The following is a 21,417-nucleotide window of genomic DNA, read 5'->3' on the forward strand; positions in this document are numbered from 1 at the left end:
TAGAAATTCGTGAGAAATGTACACACTTATACCAAAACTTTATCTTTCTCATTATACTTGGAATAGCGAAAAAATGTAAGAATGAATTTAAGTGAGGAATTTTATGATTGAAAAATTGTACCAACAGTGTATTGAACTAACGAATAAACGCTGGTCTTCAGTTGTTTTGCAAAAAGCAGTGACATCATCATTCAGCAAGCGTATGATTTCCTCGTATAGTAAAGTATACGATATTAATATTGCGGAGGTTTCAAAACCGCTTGAGGAATTTACATCTTTACATGATTTTTTTACGCGTGAATTACAGGAAGATGCGCGTCCAATTGATGCTGGCGATGCGCTTGTAAGTCCTGTAGACGCGAAAGTCGAATCATTTGGGCACATTACCGATGACATGGTGTTTATGGTGAAAGGCAAAGCGTATTGTTTAGAGGATTTACTCGGCAATGAGCAGCGCGCAAACGCTTATCGTAATGGGCGGTACATTGTCTTCTATTTAAGCCCAGCAGATTATCATCGCATGCATAGCCCTGTAGATGCACATGTTGTTCGTCAATATGTACTCGGGCAAAATTCTTATCCGGTAAATGAAATGGGCTTAACGTTTGGGAAGAAGCCGTTATCCCATAACTACCGAATGGTGACACAGTTACAAGCAACGAATGGTGTACAGATGGATTTTATTAAAGTGGGCGCCATGTTTGTGAACTCCATTGCGCTAACGAATACATCGAACGAGTGGGTGCGCGGTGAAGAAGTGGGGTATTTCACGTTTGGCTCAACAGTTGTCATGCTATTTGAGCAAGAAACGGTTGAATTTACCGAAAATGTTGTGCAAGGTTCGATGATTCGAATGGGTACAGCGTTCGCAAATATGTTATAATAGATTAGTTAATTTCAACAGACGTTTAAATGAATTCACGTTTTGTGCGTGAATTCATTTTATTGTGTCGCGTAAGTAGCGAACAACTAGAGTAAAAGGTGGCTAGAACAGTGTATAATTTTTTATTGCCAAAGGAATACGTCAATAATATTTTTGCTATTACGCCTGAAAAATTAGAGGCGCTTGGCATTCGTGGTATTATTACAGACTTAGACAATACATTAGTTGAATGGGACCGCGAAGATGCCACAGAAGAAATTCAAACGTGGTTATTATTAATGAAAGAAGCGGGTATCCGTGTCATAATTGTATCGAATAATAACGAAGCGCGCGTGAAACGTTTTGCGGACCCTATCGGTGTACCGTACATTCATAAAGCGCGTAAGCCACTCGGTTCAGCATATTATCGGGCGATGGTACGCTTAAAATTACGTGAGCATGAAGTCGCGATGGTGGGTGACCAATTACTAACGGATGTAATGGGTGGAAACCGTTTAAAACTATATACAATTTTAGTGCGTCCAGTAGCGCAGTCAGATGGCTTTGTGACACGCTTTAACCGCTTTGTCGAGCGTCGTGTTTTTAATGATTTACAACGAAAAGGTATTACAACTTGGGAGGACTAACATGAACGAAACATTACAATGTGTCGGCTGTGGTGCAGAGATTCAAACAGAAGATAAAAATGGACTAGGCTATGCACCAGCCTCATCATTAGAAAAGGAAACGATTATTTGTCAACGCTGTTTCCGTTTAAAAAACTACAATGAAATTCAGCCAGTGAGTTTAACGGACGATGACTTTTTACGTATTTTAAACGGTTTAGGACAACAGGATGGTTTAATCGTTAAAATCGTAGATATTTTTGATTTTAATGGTAGCTGGTTACCAGGTCTTCACCGCTTTGTCGGTAAAAATCCGGTCCTACTTGTGGCGAACAAAGTCGATTTATTACCGAAGTCAGTGAAACACAATAAAGTGATTAACTGGTTACGCCGTGAAGCAAAAGCGCTTGGTTTAAATGCGGTCGATGTTAAATTAGTATCGGCACATAAAGGGATCGGTATGGCAGACGTGATCGAAGCGATTGAAGAATATCGTAATGACCGCGACGTATATGTTGTTGGTTGTACAAACGTAGGGAAATCAACATTTATTAACCGTATTATTAAACAAGCAACAGGTGAAGGTGAAGTCATTACCACATCACATTTCCCTGGTACAACGCTTGATATGATTGGTATCCCACTTGATGACGGTGCGGCATTATTTGATACACCAGGGATTATTAATCATCACCAAATGGCACATTATTTAGACGCGTCTGAGTTAAAATATATTATGCCGAAAAAAGAAATTAAACCAAAAGTCTATCAACAAAATGCAGGACAAACATTATTCATCGGTGCATTAGCGCGCTTTGACTTCATTCAAGGTGAGCGTTCAGCGTTTACGGTGCATATTGCGAATGATTTACCAATTCACCGTACGAAGTTAGAGAAGGCAGATGAGTTATACGCGAACCACCGCGGTGATTTATTAGCACCACCAACTGCGGCGCATATTGATAAATTACCGGAATTTGTCCGTCATGAATTTTCGATTAAAGATGCGAAAACAGACGTTGTATTTTCTGGCTTAGGCTGGATTACGGTACAGCATGCAAATGTTGTCATCGCAGCGTACGCGCCAAAAGGTGTCGAAGTATTTGTTCGTCCATCATTAATTTAAACGAGTAGTAGCACATTCTTGGAGAGAGCTGGGGTTGTAAATAATGAAAAAATGGTTTGCTGTTATTGGAGATCCGATTCACCATTCAAAATCACCGGAAATGCATCATTTCTGGTATGATGATTTGCAAGAAGATGCGGCATATGTGCCAATCCATGTTACACCTGATACATTAGAGCAGGCGGTTACGTCGATGAAAGTATTAGGTATTAGTGGCTGGAATGTGACGATTCCGCATAAAGAGGCAATCATCCCATTTTTAGACGAGCTAGATGAGCAGGCAAAACATATGGGGGCAGTCAATACCGTTGTGCGTCAAGCAGATGGTACGTTAAAAGGCTATAACACAGATGGCTTAGGCTTTGTTCGTTCATTAGAAGAGGCTGTTGGCACGAACGAAAAGAATCGTGCACTACTATTAATCGGTGCTGGAGGCGCAGCGCGAGGCATTGCTTTTGCACTTGTCGCTTCTGGCTATACAAATATTACAATTGCTAATCGTACCGTTGAAAAAGCGCAAGCGATTATTCAAGAGCTTGGCGTTGGGCAGGCATGTTCACTTGTTGAAGCGGGTGAACAACTTGCGCAGTACGGTATTTTAGTGCAAACAACGTCAGCGGGCTTAAACGATGCATTTAGCATGCCGTTTTCACTGGATCATTTAGCGGCACATGCAATTGTGGCAGATATCGTGTATAATCCGCTGATGACGCCGTTTTTAGAAGCGGCACAACAAAAGGGCGCAACAATCGTTACAGGTGTCGGTATGTTTGTGCATCAAGGAGCTATTGCCTATGAGCATTGGCTACAAAAAACACCAAATACAAATGCAATGATTGCTCGTATTACGCAGCAATTAGGAGGAAATTAATTTATTATGTTAACAGGTAAACAAAAACGTTTTTTACGTGCAGAAGCACATCATTTAACACCGGTTTTCCAAGTTGGAAAAGGCGGCGTAAATGGCGAAATGATTAAAAGTATTCGTGAAGTATTAGAGGTACGTGAGTTAATTAAAGTACGTATTTTAGATAACTGTGAAGAAGATAAAAACGATGTAGCAAAAGCATTAGCAACAGGTGCACGTGCAGAGTTAGTGCAATTAATCGGCTTAACGGTTGTATTATATAAAGAATCACGCGAAAATAAAAAAATCGTTTTACCGAAAGCTGCGAAGTAAGAAGGAGTCGAGCGATTCGTGAAAAAGATTGGGATTTTAGGTGGGACATTTAATCCGCCACACGTCGGACATTTGTTAATGGCAAATGAAGCGATGCATGCACTTGGCTTAGACGAGGTACGTTTTATGCCAAATGCAGTGCCACCACATAAAGAAGTGGCCTATATGCCGAGTGATGCGCAACGTATAGCGATGTTACAAGCATTAATCAAACAAGAGCCAAAGTTTTGCATCGAGCAATATGAGTTACAACGAGGTGGCACATCCTATACCGTTGATACGATGACAGCTCTTACGCAGCGTGAGCCGGAAAGCCGCTTTTACTTTATTATTGGTGGCGATTCCGTAAGTACATTGCATACATGGGTGCGTATTGAGGAATTAGTGAAGCTAGTGACATTTGTCGGCATTATGCGTCCAGGATATGTGGCAACGTCACCATATGCTGTACACATGCTAGACACGCCACAGCTAGATGTCTCGTCCACTCTTTTACGCGAACGACTACTACAAGCATATACGGTCAACTATTTATTACCACAAGCTGTAGAACACTATATTCGAAAGGAAGGTTTGTATGGGGCGACTTGATTATTTGGCCTATATTAAAGAACGTATGCCACAAAAACGCTATATGCATACATTGGGTGTGGAAGAAACAGCGATGAAGCTTGCGAAGCATTACGGCGCGTCGGTTGAAGCGGCACAAACAGCGGCCATTTTGCATGACGTGGCGAAGTATGCGGACGTTGCGTGGATGGAACAAATCGTACGTGATGAACAGCTAGATATGCGTTTAATCGGTTGGGGTAGTGAACTACTTCATGGTCCGGTGGCGGCAGTCATTGCTACGCGTGAATTCGGCATAACCGACGAAGATGTATTAAATGCCATGCGTTACCATACAACCGGACGTGCGAATATGTCCAACTTAGAGAAAATTTTATATGTAGCAGATATGTTGGAGCCGAACCGCCAATTCCCCGGAGTCGATGAATTGCGCGAAATGATGTATGATGACCTTAACGACGTGCTAGAAGCATGCGTGAAGCATTCATTAACGCATTTAATTGCAAGCGGTATTGCGGTATTCCCACAATCGATCGAATGCTATAACGACTTAATGTCGTCAGAAAGGAACTTATAAATGTCAAACTTAAATTTATTAAATGTAGTATATAAAGCAGCCGATGATAAGCGCGCTGAAGATATCGTTGTTTTAAATATGGAAGGTATTTCGTTACTAGCGGACTTCTTCTTAATCTGTGAAGGTAGCTCTGAGCGTCAAGTACAAGCTATCGCACGTGAAATGGTTGAAAAAGCACGTGAAGAAGGTATTGATGTGAAGCGTGTAGAAGGTTTTGATTTAGGTCGTTGGGTATTAGTCGATATGGGTGACGTTGTTGCACATGTATTCCATAAAGATGAGCGTGGTTACTATAACTTAGAGCGCCTATGGGGAGATGCTCCGCAATTAAACGTAGACGCTCAAACGATTTAATATGAATAGCTATGAGCGTTTCGCACATGTATATGACGAGCTAATGACCGATATCCCGTACGATACGTATGTAGAATGGGTGATGCAGTATGCACCGTGTGATTCGTTTCCGAAGCTATTAGATATTGGCTGTGGTACAGGCGTACTGGCTGCGATGTTTGCACAGGCGGGCTATCACGTCAGCGGCTTAGATTTATCAGAGGATATGTTAAGTGTGGCGCAGGAGCGTTTTAGCGCTATGGGTTTATCGATTCCATTATTTGCGATGTCAATGGATGAACTAGAGGGCTTTGAGGCGTTAGATGTAGCGGTCATTCCGATTGATTCACTGAATTACGTACGCGAGGAAGCGGCAGTGATCGAAACACTTCAACGTATTTATAAGGCGTTACGTAACGGTGGTCAACTGTTCTTTGATGTCCATTCTTTATTTAAAATGAATGATATTTTCTTAGATGGTCCGTTTACGTATGATGACGGCGATATTACGTATGTATGGCACACAGAGCCGACAGACGAGGCGCATGCTATCGCGTCACAAATTACGTTTTTTGTACGTGAGCAGTCGGGCTTATTCGAGCGTTTTGATGAAGAGCATTACCAGCGTTCTTATGCGCCGGAGCAGTACGTTACGTGGCTACAGCAAATTGGCTTTAGCGATGTAACGGTGACAGCAGATTGGTCAAACGAAGCGCCTGAAGATGATAGCGAACGTATTTTTATTCGCGCTGTAAAATAAGGCTAGTCAATAAAAGAGGAATCAGTTATAGTGGAGGTGTCTCCATATAACCGATTCCTCTTTTATATGTGTACGGAGGTTTTTTGAAGATGCCTTATGTTAAATATGCCGCTGTTCCAGCAGCCGCCATACTCCTCTTTTTATTTTTCTTCATCACCGAGCGTGATACTGAACCAATGGCACTCCCGCCAATTGAAGCTACACCACAAACAGAACTCGAAACGTCAGAACAACAACCCATTGAAGCAGAGCCACCACAAAACGTCACAGTCGATGTAAAGGGCGCGGTGCATTATCCAGGTGTATATACATTTACAGCAGAACAGCGCATTGTAGACGCAATAGAAGCGGCTGGAGGCTATGTAGATGACGCGGATAGTACACTTATTAACCATGCGCAAAAATTAGCGGATGAGCTTATCATTTATGTCCCGCGTCACGGAGAAGAGATACCCGTATTGCCAACAGCCTCAGTAGCGACCGCTGACGCCTCTTCAAGTACATCACTCATTAATATTAATACAGCGACAGAACAGCAGCTGCAAGAGCTTCCGGGTATAGGTCCAGCAAAAGCCGCTGCGATTGTCGCGCATCGCCAAGAACATGGTACATTTTCCACGACAGATGGTTTGAAGGATGTCAGCGGTATTGGTGATAAATCATTTGAACAATTGTCAGACCTCATAACAGTGAAATAACGCTAGTCAAACTTTTCGGAACAGTCTACACTAATAACGTATAAAAGAGTGGAGGGTGTTATATGGAACGCATTACATGGAATCAATTTTTTATGGCACAAAGTCATTTACTCGCATTACGTAGCACATGTACCCGTTTGGCAGTAGGTGCCATTATTGTACGGGAACATCGCGTCATTGCAGGCGGATACAACGGTTCAATTTCTGGCGGTGACCACTGTATAGACCATGGCTGTTATGTTATTGATAATCACTGCGTACGTACCGTTCATGCAGAGATGAATGCTTTACTACAATGTGCAAAATACGGCACACAAACGAATGGCGCAGCAGTTTATGTCACACATTTCCCGTGCTTGCCGTGTACGAAATCGATCATTCAAGCAGGTATTTCACATGTGTATTATGCTCAAGATTATAAAAATCATGCGTATGCGATTGAACTGTTACAGCAGGCAGGCGTTGAAGTCGTACAAGTGCCGTTTGACGAACGTACCGTTGATTTTTTACAACAAGAAAAATTAATGCTTTATATGGAAATGCTTGATGAATTGCGTGTAAATGGCGCTCTGCCAGAAAAAGTGAGGTCCTTTGAGCAAAGGGTGAACGAATTATTTGCGCAACAATTATCCGTATAAATGGTTGATTGCAGCAGTCAGTGCATTGATTGGTATTGTCGCAAGCTATGTACATATGCAGGCACTGTTGGCAGTCGTATTACTAGTCGGTTGGTTACTGTATAAAAAACAAACGCGCACAATGTATGGCTGTGCGGTGCTCGTGCTTTTATGTGCATATAGTTATAGTGAATACGTGCAATGGACGCTAACAAAGCCAGTTACGCATGAACAGCTATTAACGTGGACGGGGCGTTATACGATTAGTGGCGATACATTGCGCGGCTTTGCGACAAATACTGAGCGACAAAAATTGTATGTGATGTATGAGTTTACAACAGCGCAAGAGAAGACACAATTTGAGAACGAAGGCTTAGCGGGACGACAATTTTACGCGCAAGGCGAGCTTGTCGCACCGCGCGAGCCGAATCACCAGTATGGTTTTCAAATGGATGCCTATATTCGGTCACAGCGCGCACAAGGTGTCTATGAAGTTATATCTTGGCAAGAACAAACGTCGAAGCAAACGCTCGTGCAGTTTCTCGACAAATGGCGTTTAACGTTGAACCAATATATTGATAATAAATTTCCGCAAAGCCTAGCACCAGAAGCGAAAGCATTATTGTTTGGCGACCAGCAAGAAACGGAAGAAGAAGCGCAGCGGGCCTATTTAGCACTCGGCATTACGCATTTATTTGCGATTTCAGGGTTGCATATCGCCTTGTTAGCATGGGGGTTATATGCCATTTGTGTGCGGTGTGGTATGCGCAAGGAAATCGCTCATATTATGTTGCTCATCATGTTGCCTGTTTACGGCGTGTTAGCAGGTGGTGCACCGTCTGTTTGGCGAGCGGTTAGCTTTGTTGAAATTGCGTTACTGTTACAGTTTTTACGGAAGCCGATTCCGTTGTCATCGATTATTTGCATTAGCTTTTTAGGCTATGTTCTCGTCAATCCAGGTGTTGTGTTTCAAATTGGCTTTCAATTATCGTATTTAGCTTCACTTGCGTTACTTTATAGTGGCGCTATTTTACAGCGCTCTTCAAACTTTTGGATGCAATCGTTTTTAGTAACGGTTGTATGTCAACTCCTTACGTATCCTCTTTTACTCCATCATTTTTTCGCATTATCGCTATCCTCATTTTTTGTGAACGTCATTTTTGTCCCGCTTTTTTCTTTTATTATTTTACCGATTAATGTGCTATTTTTTGTGTTGCCCGAATTTTTGAGTGATAGATTATTTCCTCTTTATGAAACACCGCGTGTATTACTGCAACAATTTATTTATTGGTTAGGCAGCTTACCATATCAGCAATGGGTGAGTGGGCGACCTGCATTAGGGCTTTGTGTACTTGCTTATGTATCTGTGTTTATGACATTTGTCGCGATAGAACGTCGTGTGCGCTGGCGAAAAATCGCTGTCATATTATTCGTACCGGTTCTTTGTATTGAAGTGATGAGCGTATTATCTGTTCGTCATGTCACACTGCATTTTATCAATGTCGGGCAAGGAGACGCGGTGCTCATTGAATTGCCGTACCGTGAAAAGGTTATTCTCGTTGATGCAGGCGGTGTTCTACGCTTTAACGAAGAGGACTGGCAGCGAGGACGTGATTTTGAAGTGGGGAGAGAAATTGTTGTGCCGTATATAAAAGGGCTTGGTATTGCGACGATTGATACGCTTGTGCTAACACATGCTGACGCTGATCATATAGAGGGAGCAGAAGAAATTTTAGAAGAACTGCGTGTAAAAGACGTGCATATTTCGCCGAATATGTGGCAAGAGGATACGATGCAACATGTTGTTGAAACCGTAAAGGAGCAGCGCATTGTGTTACATGAAAAAATCGCGGGCGATAAGTGGGGAACGAAAGATGTTCTTTTGCAGTATGTTTCACCGCAAGATACCGTATATGAAGGAAATGATGACTCATTAGTATTACTACTGCAAACAAAGTGGCATAAAGTGTTACTAACTGGAGATGTAGAGGCAAGTGGTGAGGCAGAGCTTGTGAAGGATTACGGACAAACGCTCAGCGGATTAACCTTGCTAAAGGCGGGGCATCACGGCAGTAAAACGTCCAGTACAGAGGCGTTCATTCAAGCGACGATGCCACGTGTCGTTATTTTTAGTGCAGGGAAGGATAATCGCTATGGACACCCACATAACGACGTTGTTGCACGTTTTCAAGCGATTGACGCCTATATGTGGCAAACAGGTGAGCAAGGAACATTAAAAGTTACGCTTACACCGCACGTACAGCTTCTTAAACAATAAAAGCAAAGCTGCATCATGCAACTTTGCTTCGTCGTTCATCGGAATTCCTTATGCGTTAATAAATTGAATAATCGTTGCAATAATAAACATCGTCGCAAAAAAGCCAAACGATACGACGAAGCCTACACCTGCATCAATTGCATCATTTCGTTTGCAATTTGTATTTTTGCCTTCAAAAGGATTGTGCGTCTCGACATTTACATGTGTTGGTTGTGCCATTTCATTCCCTCCTTTTCTCTTTTTTATTATAAAATATTTAGTAGAAAAAAGCCATATATGCTCGAAAATGATCAATTTCCATGAAGTGTTGATACGTTGTAAGGCAAGCGGTATAATACGAGGAGTAGAAAGTGAAGGTGGACACATGTTTTCAAAAGTTTGGCGCGACATTCAAAAAGGCGATATCGCTCCAGTCTACCTGCTTGTCGGTGAAGAAGCCTATTATGTTGATGAAACAATTGCTAAATTACGGGCAGCATTAGGTGGAGAAGATGCAGAATATGCACAGTTTGATTGTGCAGAGCAACCAGTAGATTTTGTGATGGACGAAGCAGATACGATTCCGTTTTTTTCGGAACGTAAGCTTGTAGTAGCACGAAATGCGAGCTTTTTGCGCGCAACAGAAAAAGGAAAAGAAAAAATAGAGCACGACTTAAAACGTTTAGAAGCATGGCTTGGTCATCCGACAGCGCAATGTGTGACCGTTTTTGTAGCGCCATATGAAAAATTAGATGAACGTAAAAAGGTAACAAAATTACTGAAGCAACATGCGGTACTGCTAGAAGCACAAGTGCCGAAAGAGCAAGATTTAGCGATATGGATTCAACACGAGATTCGCGCGCAGCAAGGGCAAATTACAGAAGATGCCATCGGAAAGCTGATGGAAATGGTCGGCACGAATATGCTGCAAATGCGTATGGAAATCGAGAAATTATTATTATTTGTTGGTCCTGACGCGGTGATTCAAGTAGAAGATGTTGAAAACTTAGTTGCCAAAACATTAGAGCATGATGCATTTAAAATGCTCAATGCTTATTTAGCGCGTGATGTGGCAACGGCTGTAACGATTTATCATGAATTATTACGACAAAAAGAAGAGCCGATTATGCTTGTTGGTTTATTAGCATCTAATATTCGTACGATGAATAATGTATACTATTTGCAAAAAAAGGGCTATCATCCACAGCAAATTGCGAAGCAGCTTAAAATCCATCCGTACCGCGTGAAATTGATGGTTGAAAATCGTCAGCGCCCATCTGAGGAACGGTTATTAAAAGCATTGCATCGTTTAGCGGATGTGGATTTGAAATTAAAAACAACAGGTGGCAATCGTGAGCGACATCTCGAATTATTTTTAATTCAGCCGTTATAAATGATAAAAAGCGCAGGCACGAACGAATGATTTCGTTTATGCCTGCGCTTTTATGTATGTGCGTATACGAAAAAAGAGACAATCACGAGGATTGTCTCTTAGTTACACGCTTGGCTTATTTAGCAGCAAGACGTGATTTTTTACGAGCTGCAGCGTTTTTGTGGATAAGACCTTTAGAAGCAGCTTTGTCTAATGCTTTAGAAGCAGCAGCAACTAATTCAGGAGCATTTTCAGCACCAGCAACTAATGCTTGCTCAGCTTTTTTCACTGTAGTACGCATTGCAGATTTAGCTTGAGCGTTTGCAGCGTTAGCTTTTTCAGCAACTTTTACACGTTTAATAGCAGATTTAATGTTTGGCATAACTTTCACCTCCTAAAATAGGTACGAGATGATTTCTTCTCATTTTAATTTCATGTGTCAATACAACAAAAATCATTCTACCAAACGTAGAAGGGAATTGCAATAGATAAATGCAAAGAATATTTACTTGACACGTAGAACGCCGTAAAACGAACGGATATCGCTTATTTCATAGGCTGAATTCCATTTTAACAAGAAACAGAAGTATTAGGCTATATAATTTTTTCAGAAATGCTATTGTTTTATATATGGGAATTTTCTTTCTATTTCAGCGTTTGCAGAAATGTGTCACTAAATCACGGCATTTGCCATAGCTTTTCAGCATATTTCAACATTTATGTACATCGCTTGTTGTCGTTTGAGCAAATTTCATAGTATAATTCAGTATAGTTTAGAGCAGGAGTGAAAAATAAATGAATCGACAAGATCGCTTAAAGCGCCAAGAGAACATCCGTAACTTCTCTATTATCGCGCATATTGACCACGGAAAGTCGACATTAGCTGACCGTATTTTAGAAAGAACGCAAACAGTTACGCAGCGTGAAATGAAGTCACAGTTACTAGATTCAATGGATTTAGAACGTGAGCGCGGCATTACGATTAAATTAAATGCTGTACAATTGAAATATGTAGCAAAAGATGGCGAAACATATACATTACATTTAATCGACACACCAGGACACGTCGATTTCACGTATGAAGTATCTCGTTCATTAGCTGCATGTGAAGGTGCAATTTTAGTTGTCGATGCAGCACAAGGTATCGAAGCCCAAACGTTAGCAAACGTTTATTTAGCATTAGATAATGATTTAGAAATTTTACCGGTTATTAATAAAATTGATTTACCAGCAGCAGATCCAGAGCGCGTACGTGGAGAAGTGGAAGATGTTATCGGTTTAGATGCATCAGAAGCAGTACTTGCGTCTGCGAAAGCAGGTATCGGTATTGAAGATATTTTAGAACAAATCGTTGAAAAAGTGCCAGCACCACAAGGCGATCCAGATGCGCCATTACAAGCGTTAATTTTTGACTCTGTCTATGATGCCTATAAAGGGGTTATTATTTCAATTCGTATTATGGAAGGTACTGTAAAAGCTGGCGACAAAATTCGCATGATGGCAACAGGTGCTGAATTTGAAGTAATCGAAGTAGGGATTCACACGCCAAAAGCAGTGCCACAATCGGAGTTAACAGTAGGGGATGTTGGTTACTTAACAGCATCTATTAAAAACGTTGGTGATACACGCGTTGGTGATACAGTAACATCTGTCAATAATCCCGCAGAAGCACCATTAGACGGTTACCGTAAATTAAATCCAATGGTATATTGCGGTCTGTATCCAATTGATACATCAAAATATAATGACTTACGTGAAGCGTTAGAAAAGTTAGAGTTAAATGACTCTGCTCTTCAATACGAAGCAGAAACGTCTCAAGCACTTGGTTTCGGTTTCCGTTGTGGTTTCTTAGGTTTATTACACATGGAAATTATTCAAGAACGTATTGAGCGTGAGTTTAATATCGATTTAATTACAACAGCACCATCTGTAATTTACAAAGTAACGCAAACAGACGGCACAGAGTTAAACGTCGACAACCCGTCGATGATGCCAGATCCACAAAAAATCGAGAAAATCGAAGAGCCATATGTAAAAGCAACAATTATGGTACCGAACGATTATGTAGGTGCGGTAATGGAGCTTTGCCAAAAGAAACGCGGTAACTTCGTTGGGATGGATTACATCGATGAAACACGTGTGAAAATTGTATACGATATGCCATTAGCAGAAATCGTGTATGATTTCTTCGACTTCTTAAAGTCAAATACAAAAGGTTATGCATCATTTGACTATGAGTTAAATGGTTACCAACCATCTAAATTAAACAAGATGGATATTTTATTAAATGGCGAGCAAGTCGATGCACTAAGCTTTATCGTACACCGTGATTTCGCATATGAGCGCGGAAAAGTAATCGTTGAGAAATTAAAAGAATTAATTCCACGTCAACAATTCGAAGTGCCTGTTCAAGCGGCAATCGGTCAAAAAATTGTGGCACGTTCAACAATTAAATCAATGGGTAAAAACGTACTTGCAAAATGTTACGGTGGTGACATTTCTCGTAAGCGTAAGTTACTTGATAAGCAAAAAGCAGGTAAGAAACGTATGAAGCAAGTTGGTTCTGTAGAAGTGCCACAAGAAGCATTCATGGCTGTACTAAAAATGGACGACACAAAATAAAGAGCATGAAAAAAGGTGAAGCGTTAATCGCTTCACCTTTTTTATGTGGCTACTGTTAAGCGACCACGTCCATTTTCTTTTGACGCATAAAGCGCATTGTCCGCTTGTTCAAAAATATGTTTAAAGCTAGTTGCGGTATCCGTCGTATGGGCAACCCCCATACTAATTGAAATATCGATAACAATATCTTGGTATGTCACTTGTAATCCACAGAGTTGTTGAAACAATATTTGTGCCTGTTCAACAGCTTCATCCGGTGTACGGCGCTGAAAAACAACGACAAATTCATCTCCGCCGTAGCGCGCGACAAGCGTTGTTTCCGCAATGACGTTTTGGCTACATTTTTTCGCGAGTGCTTGAATAGTCGCATCGCCGGCTAAATGTCCATACGTGTCGTTAATCCTTTTAAACTTATCAATATCAAACACCGCCACCGTAATCGTCTTGTTGCTGTTGACAGCTTGCTGTGCCCACTGTTCCGCCACCTCTTCTAAATAGCGTCGATTGTACACACCCGTTAAATAATCACGTTCTGCTTGTTGTTTAATTTCCGCCATTTGTTGTGTTGCGGTTGCACGTGCAAATTCTTCATTTGCATTATAGTCGAGCAGCGCCTGCAATGTACTCACATATTCTTCATAGGTCGCTAAAATTTTAGTCGGCTGTGCGAGCTTTTTGGCGAGCTGAAGCTGATGTTCGAGTAAATTTGCAGCAAACTCATAATCTTTCATATGGCTTTCACGCACTAAGCGCACCGCTTGTTTTTGCATGCGAAATGCTTGCTCATATTCTTTTAGCTGTTCGTAATACATACTATACAAATTATACGTAATCGCAAGTTGCTTCGTCGCTGAGTGATAAAAGTCGCGTCCGTTAATCGATTCGAAAATTGTTTTGGCATTTGCAAGTGCACCTTGTGCTAAATATGCGCGAATTTTAATGTTTTTGGCACTACATAAATCGACCGGTAATGACACTGGGCAACGTTTACTGCATTCAATCGCTAAATCGGTTGCAGCGAGTGTTTCGTGAAATTGTTCATCAGCGAGTGATAAATCGGCGTATAAATTTAAACAGTACGCGGCGGTTGCGTAGTCATATTGCTTGAGTGCCAATAAATACGCTTCACGGAAATAATTTTTCGCCTTTTTAAAATCTTGGCGATGTCTATATAGCAAGCCGAGCATTGGAAAAAGTTTTGTTAAGTCTGGATTGACTTGATGTCTCGTACAAAGTGATTCGTATTCATTTACAAGTTGAAATGCAGTTTTTAAGTCACCAATATTAAAGAAATCTTTCGCTAATAAAATGTGGCTGTTCAGCATGGCGTCATATGCGCCTAAATTATGAAAATCATTTTTCGCAATACGCAACATCGTAATGCTTTCTTCATATCGGCCCTCTGTTGAGCGTAAGTATGCTTCGTGCACAAGTTCCTGGGCTTGTTGATAATGAATTGAATGTGAATATTTTTCCATGTCACACCTCCAAATGAAAATAGCGAAATTCGTGAAAGAAATGATATATACGCTGTCTTATATTGTATCTAAAGTATCACTTTTTCGTGAATCATTCGATAGTATAAAGCTTTTTCGTTATGAAATAGGTATTAAGTCTTTTATTTTGCGGAGGTGAATAGTATAGAAAAATGTTTATAGCATGTTAAAATGAATAACATATTTCATAAATGAAGCATTGTTATATGTATCATATCGCAAGAAGCGCATAAGATGAAAGTAAGTTACTTAGAGAAAGTAGGGAACATTATGATACGTGGCGTCTATATCCACATACCGTTTTGTCATCAAATTTGCAATTACTGCGATTTTAATAAAGTTTTTTTCAAAAACCAGCCGGTAGATGAATACATCGAGAGCGTAGGCGAAGAGTTGCGCATGTACGCTGCTGAGCAACCAGGTCGCTTTGATGCGGTGGAAACGATTTTTTTAGGTGGGGGTACACCAACGGCATTAAGCGCTTCGCAAATTACGCGCTTGCTGGAATTGATTCGTATGTACATTCCACAGCAGCAAGTCGTTGAATTTACATCTGAAGCCAATCCTGACGAACTATCGCGTGAAAAATTAGAAGCGCTTTTAGCAGGAGGCGTTAATCGTTTAAGTATGGGTGTTCAATCATTTGACCAAGGCTTGCTGCAAAAAATCGGCCGTACACATAGTAATGAGCATGTGTATGACACGGTGCGCCTAGCAAAGGAAGTAGGCTTTACAAACATTAGTATTGATTTAATGTACGGCTTACCTGGGCAAACGATGGCACAGTGGGAAGATACGTTGGAAAAAGCATTTGCACTTAACTTGCCACATGTGTCGGCGTACTCGTTAATTGTTGAGCCGAAAACGATTTTTTATATTCAATACAATAAAGGAAAGTTACATTTGCCAACAGAAGATTTGGAGGCAGACATGTACGGACGCTTAATGGATGAAATGGAACGTCATGGACTGCATCAATATGAGATTAGTAATTTCGCTCAACCAGGTTATGATTCGATTCATAATAAAATTTATTGGGATAACGATGAATACGCTGGTTTTGGTGCAGGCGCGCACGGCTATGTCGATGGCGTACGTTATTCAAATCACGGGCCGATTAAAAAATATATGGAAGCAGTCGCAGCTGGTGAGAAGCCACTTGTGCATGAGCATACTGTCACGCGTGAGGAACGTATCGAGGAGCAAATGTTTTTAGGACTGCGTAAAACAGCTGGTGTCACACATACAGAATTTACGCGTAAATTTAACGAGCCGATGAGCGAGTTGTTTGCCGATATCATCGCAGAAGAAGTGAAAAATGGACGTTTAGAAGCGGATGCAGATGGTGTTCGATTAACGCGTAGAGGACGCTTTGTTGGTAATGAAGTATTTCAGCAATTTTTATTCTAGAATTTCGAGCGATATCGTTGACAGGTTTCGCTCCCTTTGGTAAATTAATAACAGTATTAGCACTCTTCTTCAATGAGTGCTAACAGAGGTGATGAACATGCTATCAAATCGACAGTTACAAATTTTACGAGTAATTGTAGATGATTTTATTACGTCAGCTCAGCCAGTTGGTTCTCGACAAATTTCGAAGCGCGAGGATATTTCATTTAGCCCCGCAACAATTCGAAATGAAATGGCAGACTTAGAAGAGCTTGGTTTTTTAGAAAAAACGCATACCTCTTCAGGTCGTGTCCCTTCTCAAAAAGGGTATCGTTTTTATGTCGACCATCTGCTTAAGCCTCAAGTAATTACAGCAGAAGATATTCGCCAAATCCAATCCGTCTTTTCAGACCAGATTATGGAGATGGAGCAGGTCATTCGAAAAACTGCCACGATTCTATCGGAGTTGACGTCGTATACATCGATATTGCTTGGCCCGTCTAGTAGTTCGCATAAGGTGAAGAAATTTTCACTTGTGCCTTTAACTGAAGGCAATGCGGTAGCTATTATTGTGACGGACAACGGTCATGTTGAAAATCGACTTGTTTCTGTACCCGCGCATTTAGCGCCACAGGAAATGGAGAAGATGGTCAATATTTTAAATGATCGTCTCGTAGGTGTTTCACTTGCAGATGTGCATTTGAAAATTGAATCAGAAGTCATTCAGTTAATGCATCGTCATGTTGGGCAAGTGGATGAATTTATTCGTGGGTTCTTTAACGTGCCGGATGATACAACTAATGGTAAAGTAGTATATGGTGGAAAGTTAAACATTTTAAATCAGCCTGAGTTTCATAATTTGGATAAAATCCGTTCGTTAATGGACATGATGGATGAAACGAACAATAAAGTAACATCTATTATTCGTCCAGCTAATCGGAATATTGAAATTCGTATCGGTACTGAAAATAACCATTTTGCGATGGAAGATTGCAGTATCATTACCGCTTCATTTACAACGAATGAACAGGATGAAGGGGCGATTGCGATTATCGGTCCAACGCGTATGGATTACCAGCGTGTTGTGGCATTACTTGATTTCATGAGGCAAGAATTGTCTCGGAATTATTTAAGACCGAATTAAGAGGAGGATGAACTGTGTCAGAGGAAATGAAAAAGGACGCGCCACAAACAGAAGCGGAAACGACAGAAACAGAAGCGACTGTGGCGGAACAAGCAGCTGAAGAAACAGTTGAAGAAGTGATTGAACTTACAGAAGAACAAAAACTTCAAGCTGAAATTGATGCATTAAAAGCAAAAGTAGAAGAAGAGGAAAATCGCTACTTACGTTTACGCGCAGACTTTGATAACCAACGTCGTCGTGTCGCGCAAGATCGTCAAGCAGCAGAGAAGTATCGCGCACAAGCGTTACTGACAGAGCTTCTTCCCGTATTAGATAACTTTGAACGTGCAATGCAGGTGGAAGTAACATCTGAAGAGGCACAATCTTTATATAAAGGTGTCGAAATGGTTTATAAAACATTATTAGCTGCTACTGAAAAGGAAGGCTTAACAGTCATTCCAGCAGTTGGTGCTGAATTTGACCCAAATGTACACCAAGCAGTGATGCAAGAAAATGACCCTGAACAAGCATCAGGTATCGTTTTAAAAGAATTACAAAAAGGTTACCAATTGAAAGACCGCGTATTACGCCCATCAATGGTATCTGTAAACGAATAATTCCCATTTAAATTTTAGGAGGCATTTTGAATTATGAGCAAAATTATCGGTATTGACTTAGGAACAACTAACTCATGTGTATCAGTATTAGAAGGCGGCGAGCCAGTCGTTATTCCAAACCCAGAAGGTAACCGTACAACACCATCTGTAGTTGCATTCAAAAACGGTGAAAAACAAGTTGGTGAAGTGGCGAAACGTCAAGCAGTAACAAACCCAAACACAATCATCTCTGTTAAATCATTAATGGGTACAAGCGAAAAAGTAACAGTTGAAGATAAAGACTATACACCACAAGAAGTATCAGCAATGATTTTACAATACTTAAAAGGCTATGCTGAAGACTACTTAGGCGAAAAAGTAACGAAAGCGGTAATTACAGTACCGGCTTACTTCAACGATGCACAACGCCAAGCGACAAAAGACGCTGGTAAAATTGCAGGTCTTGAAGTTGAACGTATCATTAACGAGCCAACTGCAGCAGCACTTGCATACGGTTTAGATAAACAAGATGTTGACCAAAAAATCTTAGTATTTGACTTAGGTGGCGGTACGTTCGACGTATCAATTCTTGAGTTAGGTGACGGTGTATTCGAAGTATTAGCAACAGCAGGTGACAACAAACTTGGTGGTGACGACTTCGACCAAAAAATTATTGATTTCTTAGTAGAAGAATTCAAAAAAGAAAACGGCATTGACTTATCAAAAGATAAAATGGCAATGCAGCGTTTAAAAGATGCAGCTGAAAAAGCGAAAAAAGACTTATCAGGTGTAACATCTACACAAATTTCATTACCATTCATCACAGCTGGTGAAGCAGGTCCATTACACTTAGAAACTTCTTTATCTCGTGCGAAATTCGATGACATTACACGCGACCTTGTAGAGCGTACAATCGTACCAACTCGCCAAGCGTTAAAAGATGCTGGTCTTTCAGCTTCTGACTTAGATAAAGTCATTTTAGTTGGTGGTTCTACGCGTATCCCAGCAGTACAAGATGCTATCAAGAAAGAAACAAACCAAGACCCACACCGTGGCGTAAACCCAGACGAAGTAGTAGCAATGGGGGCAGCCGTACAAGGTGGCGTATTAACAGGTGACGTAGAAGGCGTTGTATTACTTGACGTAACACCATTATCACTTGGTATTGAAACGATGGGTGGCGTGATGACGAAGTTAATCGAGCGTAACACAACGATTCCAACATCTAAATCACAAGTGTTCTCAACTGCAGCAGATAACCAACCAGCAGTAGACATTCACGTATTACAAGGTGAGCGTCCAATGTCAGCAGACAACAAAACATTAGGTCGTTTCCAATTAGCGGATATCCCACCAGCACCACGTGGCGTACCTCAAATCGAAGTAACATTTGATATCGACAAAAACGGTATCGTATCAGTTAAAGCGAAAGACTTAGGTACAAATAAAGAGCAAACAATCGTAATTCAATCTGATTCTGGTTTAACAGAAGAAGAGATTGAAAAAATGGTAAAAGACGCAGAAGCAAATGCAGAAGCAGATGCGAAGCGTAAAGAAGAAGCAGAAGTACGTAACGAAGCTGACCAACTTGCATTCCAAGTGGACAAAACAGTGACAGACTTAGGCGAAAACATTAACGAAGATGAAAAGAAATCAGTTGAAGATGCACGCGATGAGCTGAAAAAAGCATTAGAAGGCGACGATATCGAAGCAATCAAAGCTGGTAAAGAAAAATTAGAAGGTATTTTACAACCTCTAATCATGAAAATGTATGAGCAAGCAGCAGCGGCTCAACAAGCAGCACAAGGCGGCGAAGGTTTTGACGGTGCACAAGACGCTGGCAAAAAAGATGACGGCATTGTAGATGCAGACTTTGAAGAAGTAAAAGACGATAAATAATTCGTAATATACGTACGCACACGAAAAGCCAAAGACCGGTACAAACGGCTTTGGCTTTTTCGTGGTAATTGGTACGTGAAATGTTATAAAATGCATGTTGTAATTGAACGAGGCGTGTTACAATAAGCCTTATGTAAAAAGAGCGGAGAGTGAACCATGAGTAAACGTGATTACTACGAAGTGCTAGGCGTGGCTAAATCAGCGTCAGCAGATGAAATTAAAAAAGCATACCGTAAATTATCAAAACAATACCATCCAGACATTAATAAAGAAGAAGGCGCAGATGCGAAGTTCAAAGAAATCGCAGAAGCCTATGAAGTATTATCAGACCCACAAAAGAAATCGCGCTATGACCAATTCGGACACCAAGACCCAGGTGCAGGCTTTGGTGGCGGAGGCGGTTTCGGCGGCTTCGATGATATTTTTAGCTCATTCTTCGGTGGTGGCGGTCGTCGTGACCCGAATGCGCCACGTAAAGGGGATGACTTACAGTACCGCATGAACATTAATTTCGAGGAAGCTGTTTTTGGTAAGGAAACAGAAATCGAAATTCCAAAAGAAGAAAACTGTGGTACATGTAATGGCTCAGGTGCTAAGCCTGGCTCAGATGTGAAAACATGTTCAACGTGTGGCGGCGCTGGTGAAGTAAACCAAGCTGTTGATACACCATTTGGTCGTATGATGAACCGTACAACATGTCGCACATGTCGCGGTGAAGGGAAAATTATCGCAGACAAATGTGGTACATGTCACGGTAACGGTAAAGTAAAAGTAACGAAGAAAATTAAAGTAACGATTCCTGCAGGTGTAGACGATGGTCAACAGCTACGTGTATCGGGTCAAGGTGAACCAGGTATTAACGGTGGTCCAGCGGGTGACTTGTATATCGTATTCCGCGTACGTCAGCACGAACAATTCGAGCGTGACGGCGATGATATTTACTACGAGTTAAAATTAACATTTGCGCAAGCAGCACTTGGTGATGAAATTGAAGTGCCAACTGTACATGGTAAAGTCAAATTACGCATTCCAGCTGGTACACAAACAGGCACACAAATGCGCTTAAAAGGCAAAGGTGTTAAAAACGTCCATGGCTACGGGCAAGGTGACCAACATGTTATTATTCGTGTACAAACGCCACAAGACTTAAGCGAACGCCAAAAAGAATTACTACGTGAGTTTGCAGAAATTAGTGGTGACATTCCAGAAGAGCAAAGCAGCTCATTATTTGACCGTCTGAAAAAGCGTTTTACAGAAAAGTAACATCAAGCAATTGACACATCATGCAAGTAAAACGACTAGCACGATTCCGAT

At 41.1% G+C, this 21,417-nt stretch carries 22 protein-coding genes; 19 read left to right on the plus strand and 3 right to left on the minus strand.

Annotation, left to right across the window (positions count from 1 at the left end):
- Positions 1 to 103: 103 nt before the first annotated feature.
- The 12 genes from A6M13_RS01240 to A6M13_RS01295 all read left to right on the plus strand — a co-directional run bounded on the left by A6M13_RS01240 (position 104) and on the right by A6M13_RS01295 (position 9,627).
- Positions 104 to 883, plus strand: a complete 780-nt coding sequence (locus tag A6M13_RS01240; protein WP_066542293.1) for a phosphatidylserine decarboxylase — start codon at positions 104 to 106, stop codon at positions 881 to 883.
- A gap of 110 nt (positions 884 to 993) precedes the next feature.
- Positions 994 to 1,509: a YqeG family HAD IIIA-type phosphatase gene (locus A6M13_RS01245; RefSeq protein WP_066542294.1), complete on the plus strand. Its 516-nt coding sequence runs from the start codon at positions 994 to 996 to the stop codon at positions 1,507 to 1,509.
- Between the two features lies 1 nt (position 1,510).
- Positions 1,511 to 2,614: a ribosome biogenesis GTPase YqeH gene (yqeH, locus tag A6M13_RS01250; protein ID WP_066542295.1), complete on the plus strand. Its 1,104-nt coding sequence runs from the start codon at positions 1,511 to 1,513 to the stop codon at positions 2,612 to 2,614.
- A gap of 43 nt (positions 2,615 to 2,657) precedes the next feature.
- On the plus strand, positions 2,658 to 3,485 hold the full coding sequence (gene aroE / locus A6M13_RS01255) for a shikimate dehydrogenase (RefSeq protein WP_066542296.1): 828 nt from the start codon (positions 2,658 to 2,660) through the stop codon (positions 3,483 to 3,485).
- Between the two features lie 6 nt (positions 3,486 to 3,491).
- Positions 3,492 to 3,794 carry a ribosome assembly RNA-binding protein YhbY gene (yhbY, locus tag A6M13_RS01260; protein ID WP_066542297.1) on the plus strand — a complete coding sequence of 101 codons (303 nt, stop codon included), beginning with the start codon at positions 3,492 to 3,494 and terminating at the stop codon, positions 3,792 to 3,794.
- A gap of 18 nt (positions 3,795 to 3,812) precedes the next feature.
- Positions 3,813 to 4,385: a nicotinate-nucleotide adenylyltransferase gene (locus tag A6M13_RS01265; protein ID WP_066542298.1), complete on the plus strand. Its 573-nt coding sequence runs from the start codon at positions 3,813 to 3,815 to the stop codon at positions 4,383 to 4,385.
- Positions 4,372 to 4,941 carry a bis(5'-nucleosyl)-tetraphosphatase (symmetrical) YqeK gene (gene yqeK / locus A6M13_RS01270; protein WP_066542299.1) on the plus strand — a complete coding sequence of 190 codons (570 nt, stop codon included), beginning with the start codon at positions 4,372 to 4,374 and terminating at the stop codon, positions 4,939 to 4,941. The genes A6M13_RS01265 and yqeK overlap by 14 nt, the downstream gene beginning before the upstream one ends.
- Complete coding sequence (rsfS, locus tag A6M13_RS01275) at positions 4,942 to 5,295, plus strand: ribosome silencing factor (protein WP_066542300.1); 354 nt, start codon at positions 4,942 to 4,944, stop codon at positions 5,293 to 5,295. It abuts the gene before it with no gap.
- A gap of 1 nt (position 5,296) precedes the next feature.
- Positions 5,297 to 6,034 (plus strand): class I SAM-dependent DNA methyltransferase, encoded by a 738-nt coding sequence (locus tag A6M13_RS01280; protein ID WP_066542301.1) that lies wholly within the window; start codon positions 5,297 to 5,299, stop codon positions 6,032 to 6,034.
- 89 nt (positions 6,035 to 6,123) lie between these two features.
- Complete coding sequence (locus A6M13_RS01285) at positions 6,124 to 6,732, plus strand: helix-hairpin-helix domain-containing protein (RefSeq protein WP_066542302.1); 609 nt, start codon at positions 6,124 to 6,126, stop codon at positions 6,730 to 6,732.
- A gap of 62 nt (positions 6,733 to 6,794) precedes the next feature.
- The gene (locus A6M13_RS01290; protein WP_066542303.1) at positions 6,795 to 7,370 is read left to right on the plus strand and encodes a ComE operon protein 2; all 576 of its coding nucleotides are present in this window, start codon (positions 6,795 to 6,797) and stop codon (positions 7,368 to 7,370) included.
- A complete protein-coding gene (locus tag A6M13_RS01295) occupies positions 7,348 to 9,627 on the plus strand; it encodes a DNA internalization-related competence protein ComEC/Rec2 (RefSeq protein ID WP_083998145.1) in 2,280 nt (759 codons plus the stop codon). Before A6M13_RS01290 ends, A6M13_RS01295 begins: the two co-directional genes overlap by 23 nt.
- Before the next feature lie 48 nt (positions 9,628 to 9,675).
- Here the strand turns inward: A6M13_RS01295 and A6M13_RS15950 are convergent, their stop codons facing one another.
- Complete coding sequence (locus A6M13_RS15950) at positions 9,676 to 9,846, minus strand: YqzM family protein (RefSeq protein ID WP_083998147.1); 171 nt, start codon at positions 9,844 to 9,846, stop codon at positions 9,676 to 9,678.
- Between the two features lie 145 nt (positions 9,847 to 9,991).
- On the opposite strand from A6M13_RS15950, the gene holA reads away from it, so the two are divergent.
- On the plus strand, positions 9,992 to 10,999 hold the full coding sequence (gene holA, locus A6M13_RS01300) for a DNA polymerase III subunit delta (RefSeq protein ID WP_066542304.1): 1,008 nt from the start codon (positions 9,992 to 9,994) through the stop codon (positions 10,997 to 10,999).
- Between the two features lie 115 nt (positions 11,000 to 11,114).
- On the opposite strand, the gene rpsT is transcribed toward holA, so the two are convergent.
- Positions 11,115 to 11,360, minus strand: a complete 246-nt coding sequence (rpsT, locus tag A6M13_RS01305; RefSeq protein ID WP_066542305.1) for a 30S ribosomal protein S20 — start codon at positions 11,358 to 11,360, stop codon at positions 11,115 to 11,117.
- A 413-nt stretch (positions 11,361 to 11,773) separates the two neighbouring features.
- Here rpsT and lepA point away from each other — a divergent pair, with 413 nt between their 5' ends.
- Complete coding sequence (lepA, locus tag A6M13_RS01310) at positions 11,774 to 13,600, plus strand: translation elongation factor 4 (RefSeq protein ID WP_066542306.1); 1,827 nt, start codon at positions 11,774 to 11,776, stop codon at positions 13,598 to 13,600.
- Positions 13,601 to 13,641: 41 nt separating this feature from the next.
- On the opposite strand, the gene A6M13_RS01315 is transcribed toward lepA, so the two are convergent.
- Entirely contained in the window at positions 13,642 to 15,078 is a 1,437-nt protein-coding gene (locus A6M13_RS01315) for a tetratricopeptide repeat-containing diguanylate cyclase (protein ID WP_066542307.1), read from the minus strand.
- Positions 15,079 to 15,366: 288 nt separating this feature from the next.
- Here A6M13_RS01315 and hemW point away from each other — a divergent pair, with 288 nt between their 5' ends.
- The 5 genes from hemW (at position 15,367) to dnaJ (ending at position 21,366) form a co-directional block, all read left to right on the plus strand.
- On the plus strand, positions 15,367 to 16,506 hold the full coding sequence (gene hemW / locus A6M13_RS01320) for a radical SAM family heme chaperone HemW (RefSeq protein ID WP_066542639.1): 1,140 nt from the start codon (positions 15,367 to 15,369) through the stop codon (positions 16,504 to 16,506).
- A gap of 97 nt (positions 16,507 to 16,603) precedes the next feature.
- Entirely contained in the window at positions 16,604 to 17,629 is a 1,026-nt protein-coding gene (hrcA, locus tag A6M13_RS01325) for a heat-inducible transcriptional repressor HrcA (RefSeq protein WP_066542308.1), read from the plus strand.
- Between the two features lie 26 nt (positions 17,630 to 17,655).
- Positions 17,656 to 18,225: a nucleotide exchange factor GrpE gene (grpE, locus tag A6M13_RS01330; protein WP_066542640.1), complete on the plus strand. Its 570-nt coding sequence runs from the start codon at positions 17,656 to 17,658 to the stop codon at positions 18,223 to 18,225.
- 33 nt (positions 18,226 to 18,258) lie between these two features.
- Positions 18,259 to 20,103: a molecular chaperone DnaK gene (gene dnaK / locus A6M13_RS01335; RefSeq protein WP_066542309.1), complete on the plus strand. Its 1,845-nt coding sequence runs from the start codon at positions 18,259 to 18,261 to the stop codon at positions 20,101 to 20,103.
- A gap of 156 nt (positions 20,104 to 20,259) precedes the next feature.
- Complete coding sequence (gene dnaJ, locus A6M13_RS01340) at positions 20,260 to 21,366, plus strand: molecular chaperone DnaJ (RefSeq protein ID WP_066542310.1); 1,107 nt, start codon at positions 20,260 to 20,262, stop codon at positions 21,364 to 21,366.
- Positions 21,367 to 21,417 lie beyond the last annotated feature (51 nt).

Origin of the sequence: Caryophanon tenue, assembly GCF_001700315.1 — a bacterium.
Taxonomy (GTDB): Bacteria; Bacillota; Bacilli; order Bacillales_A; family Planococcaceae; genus Caryophanon; species Caryophanon tenue.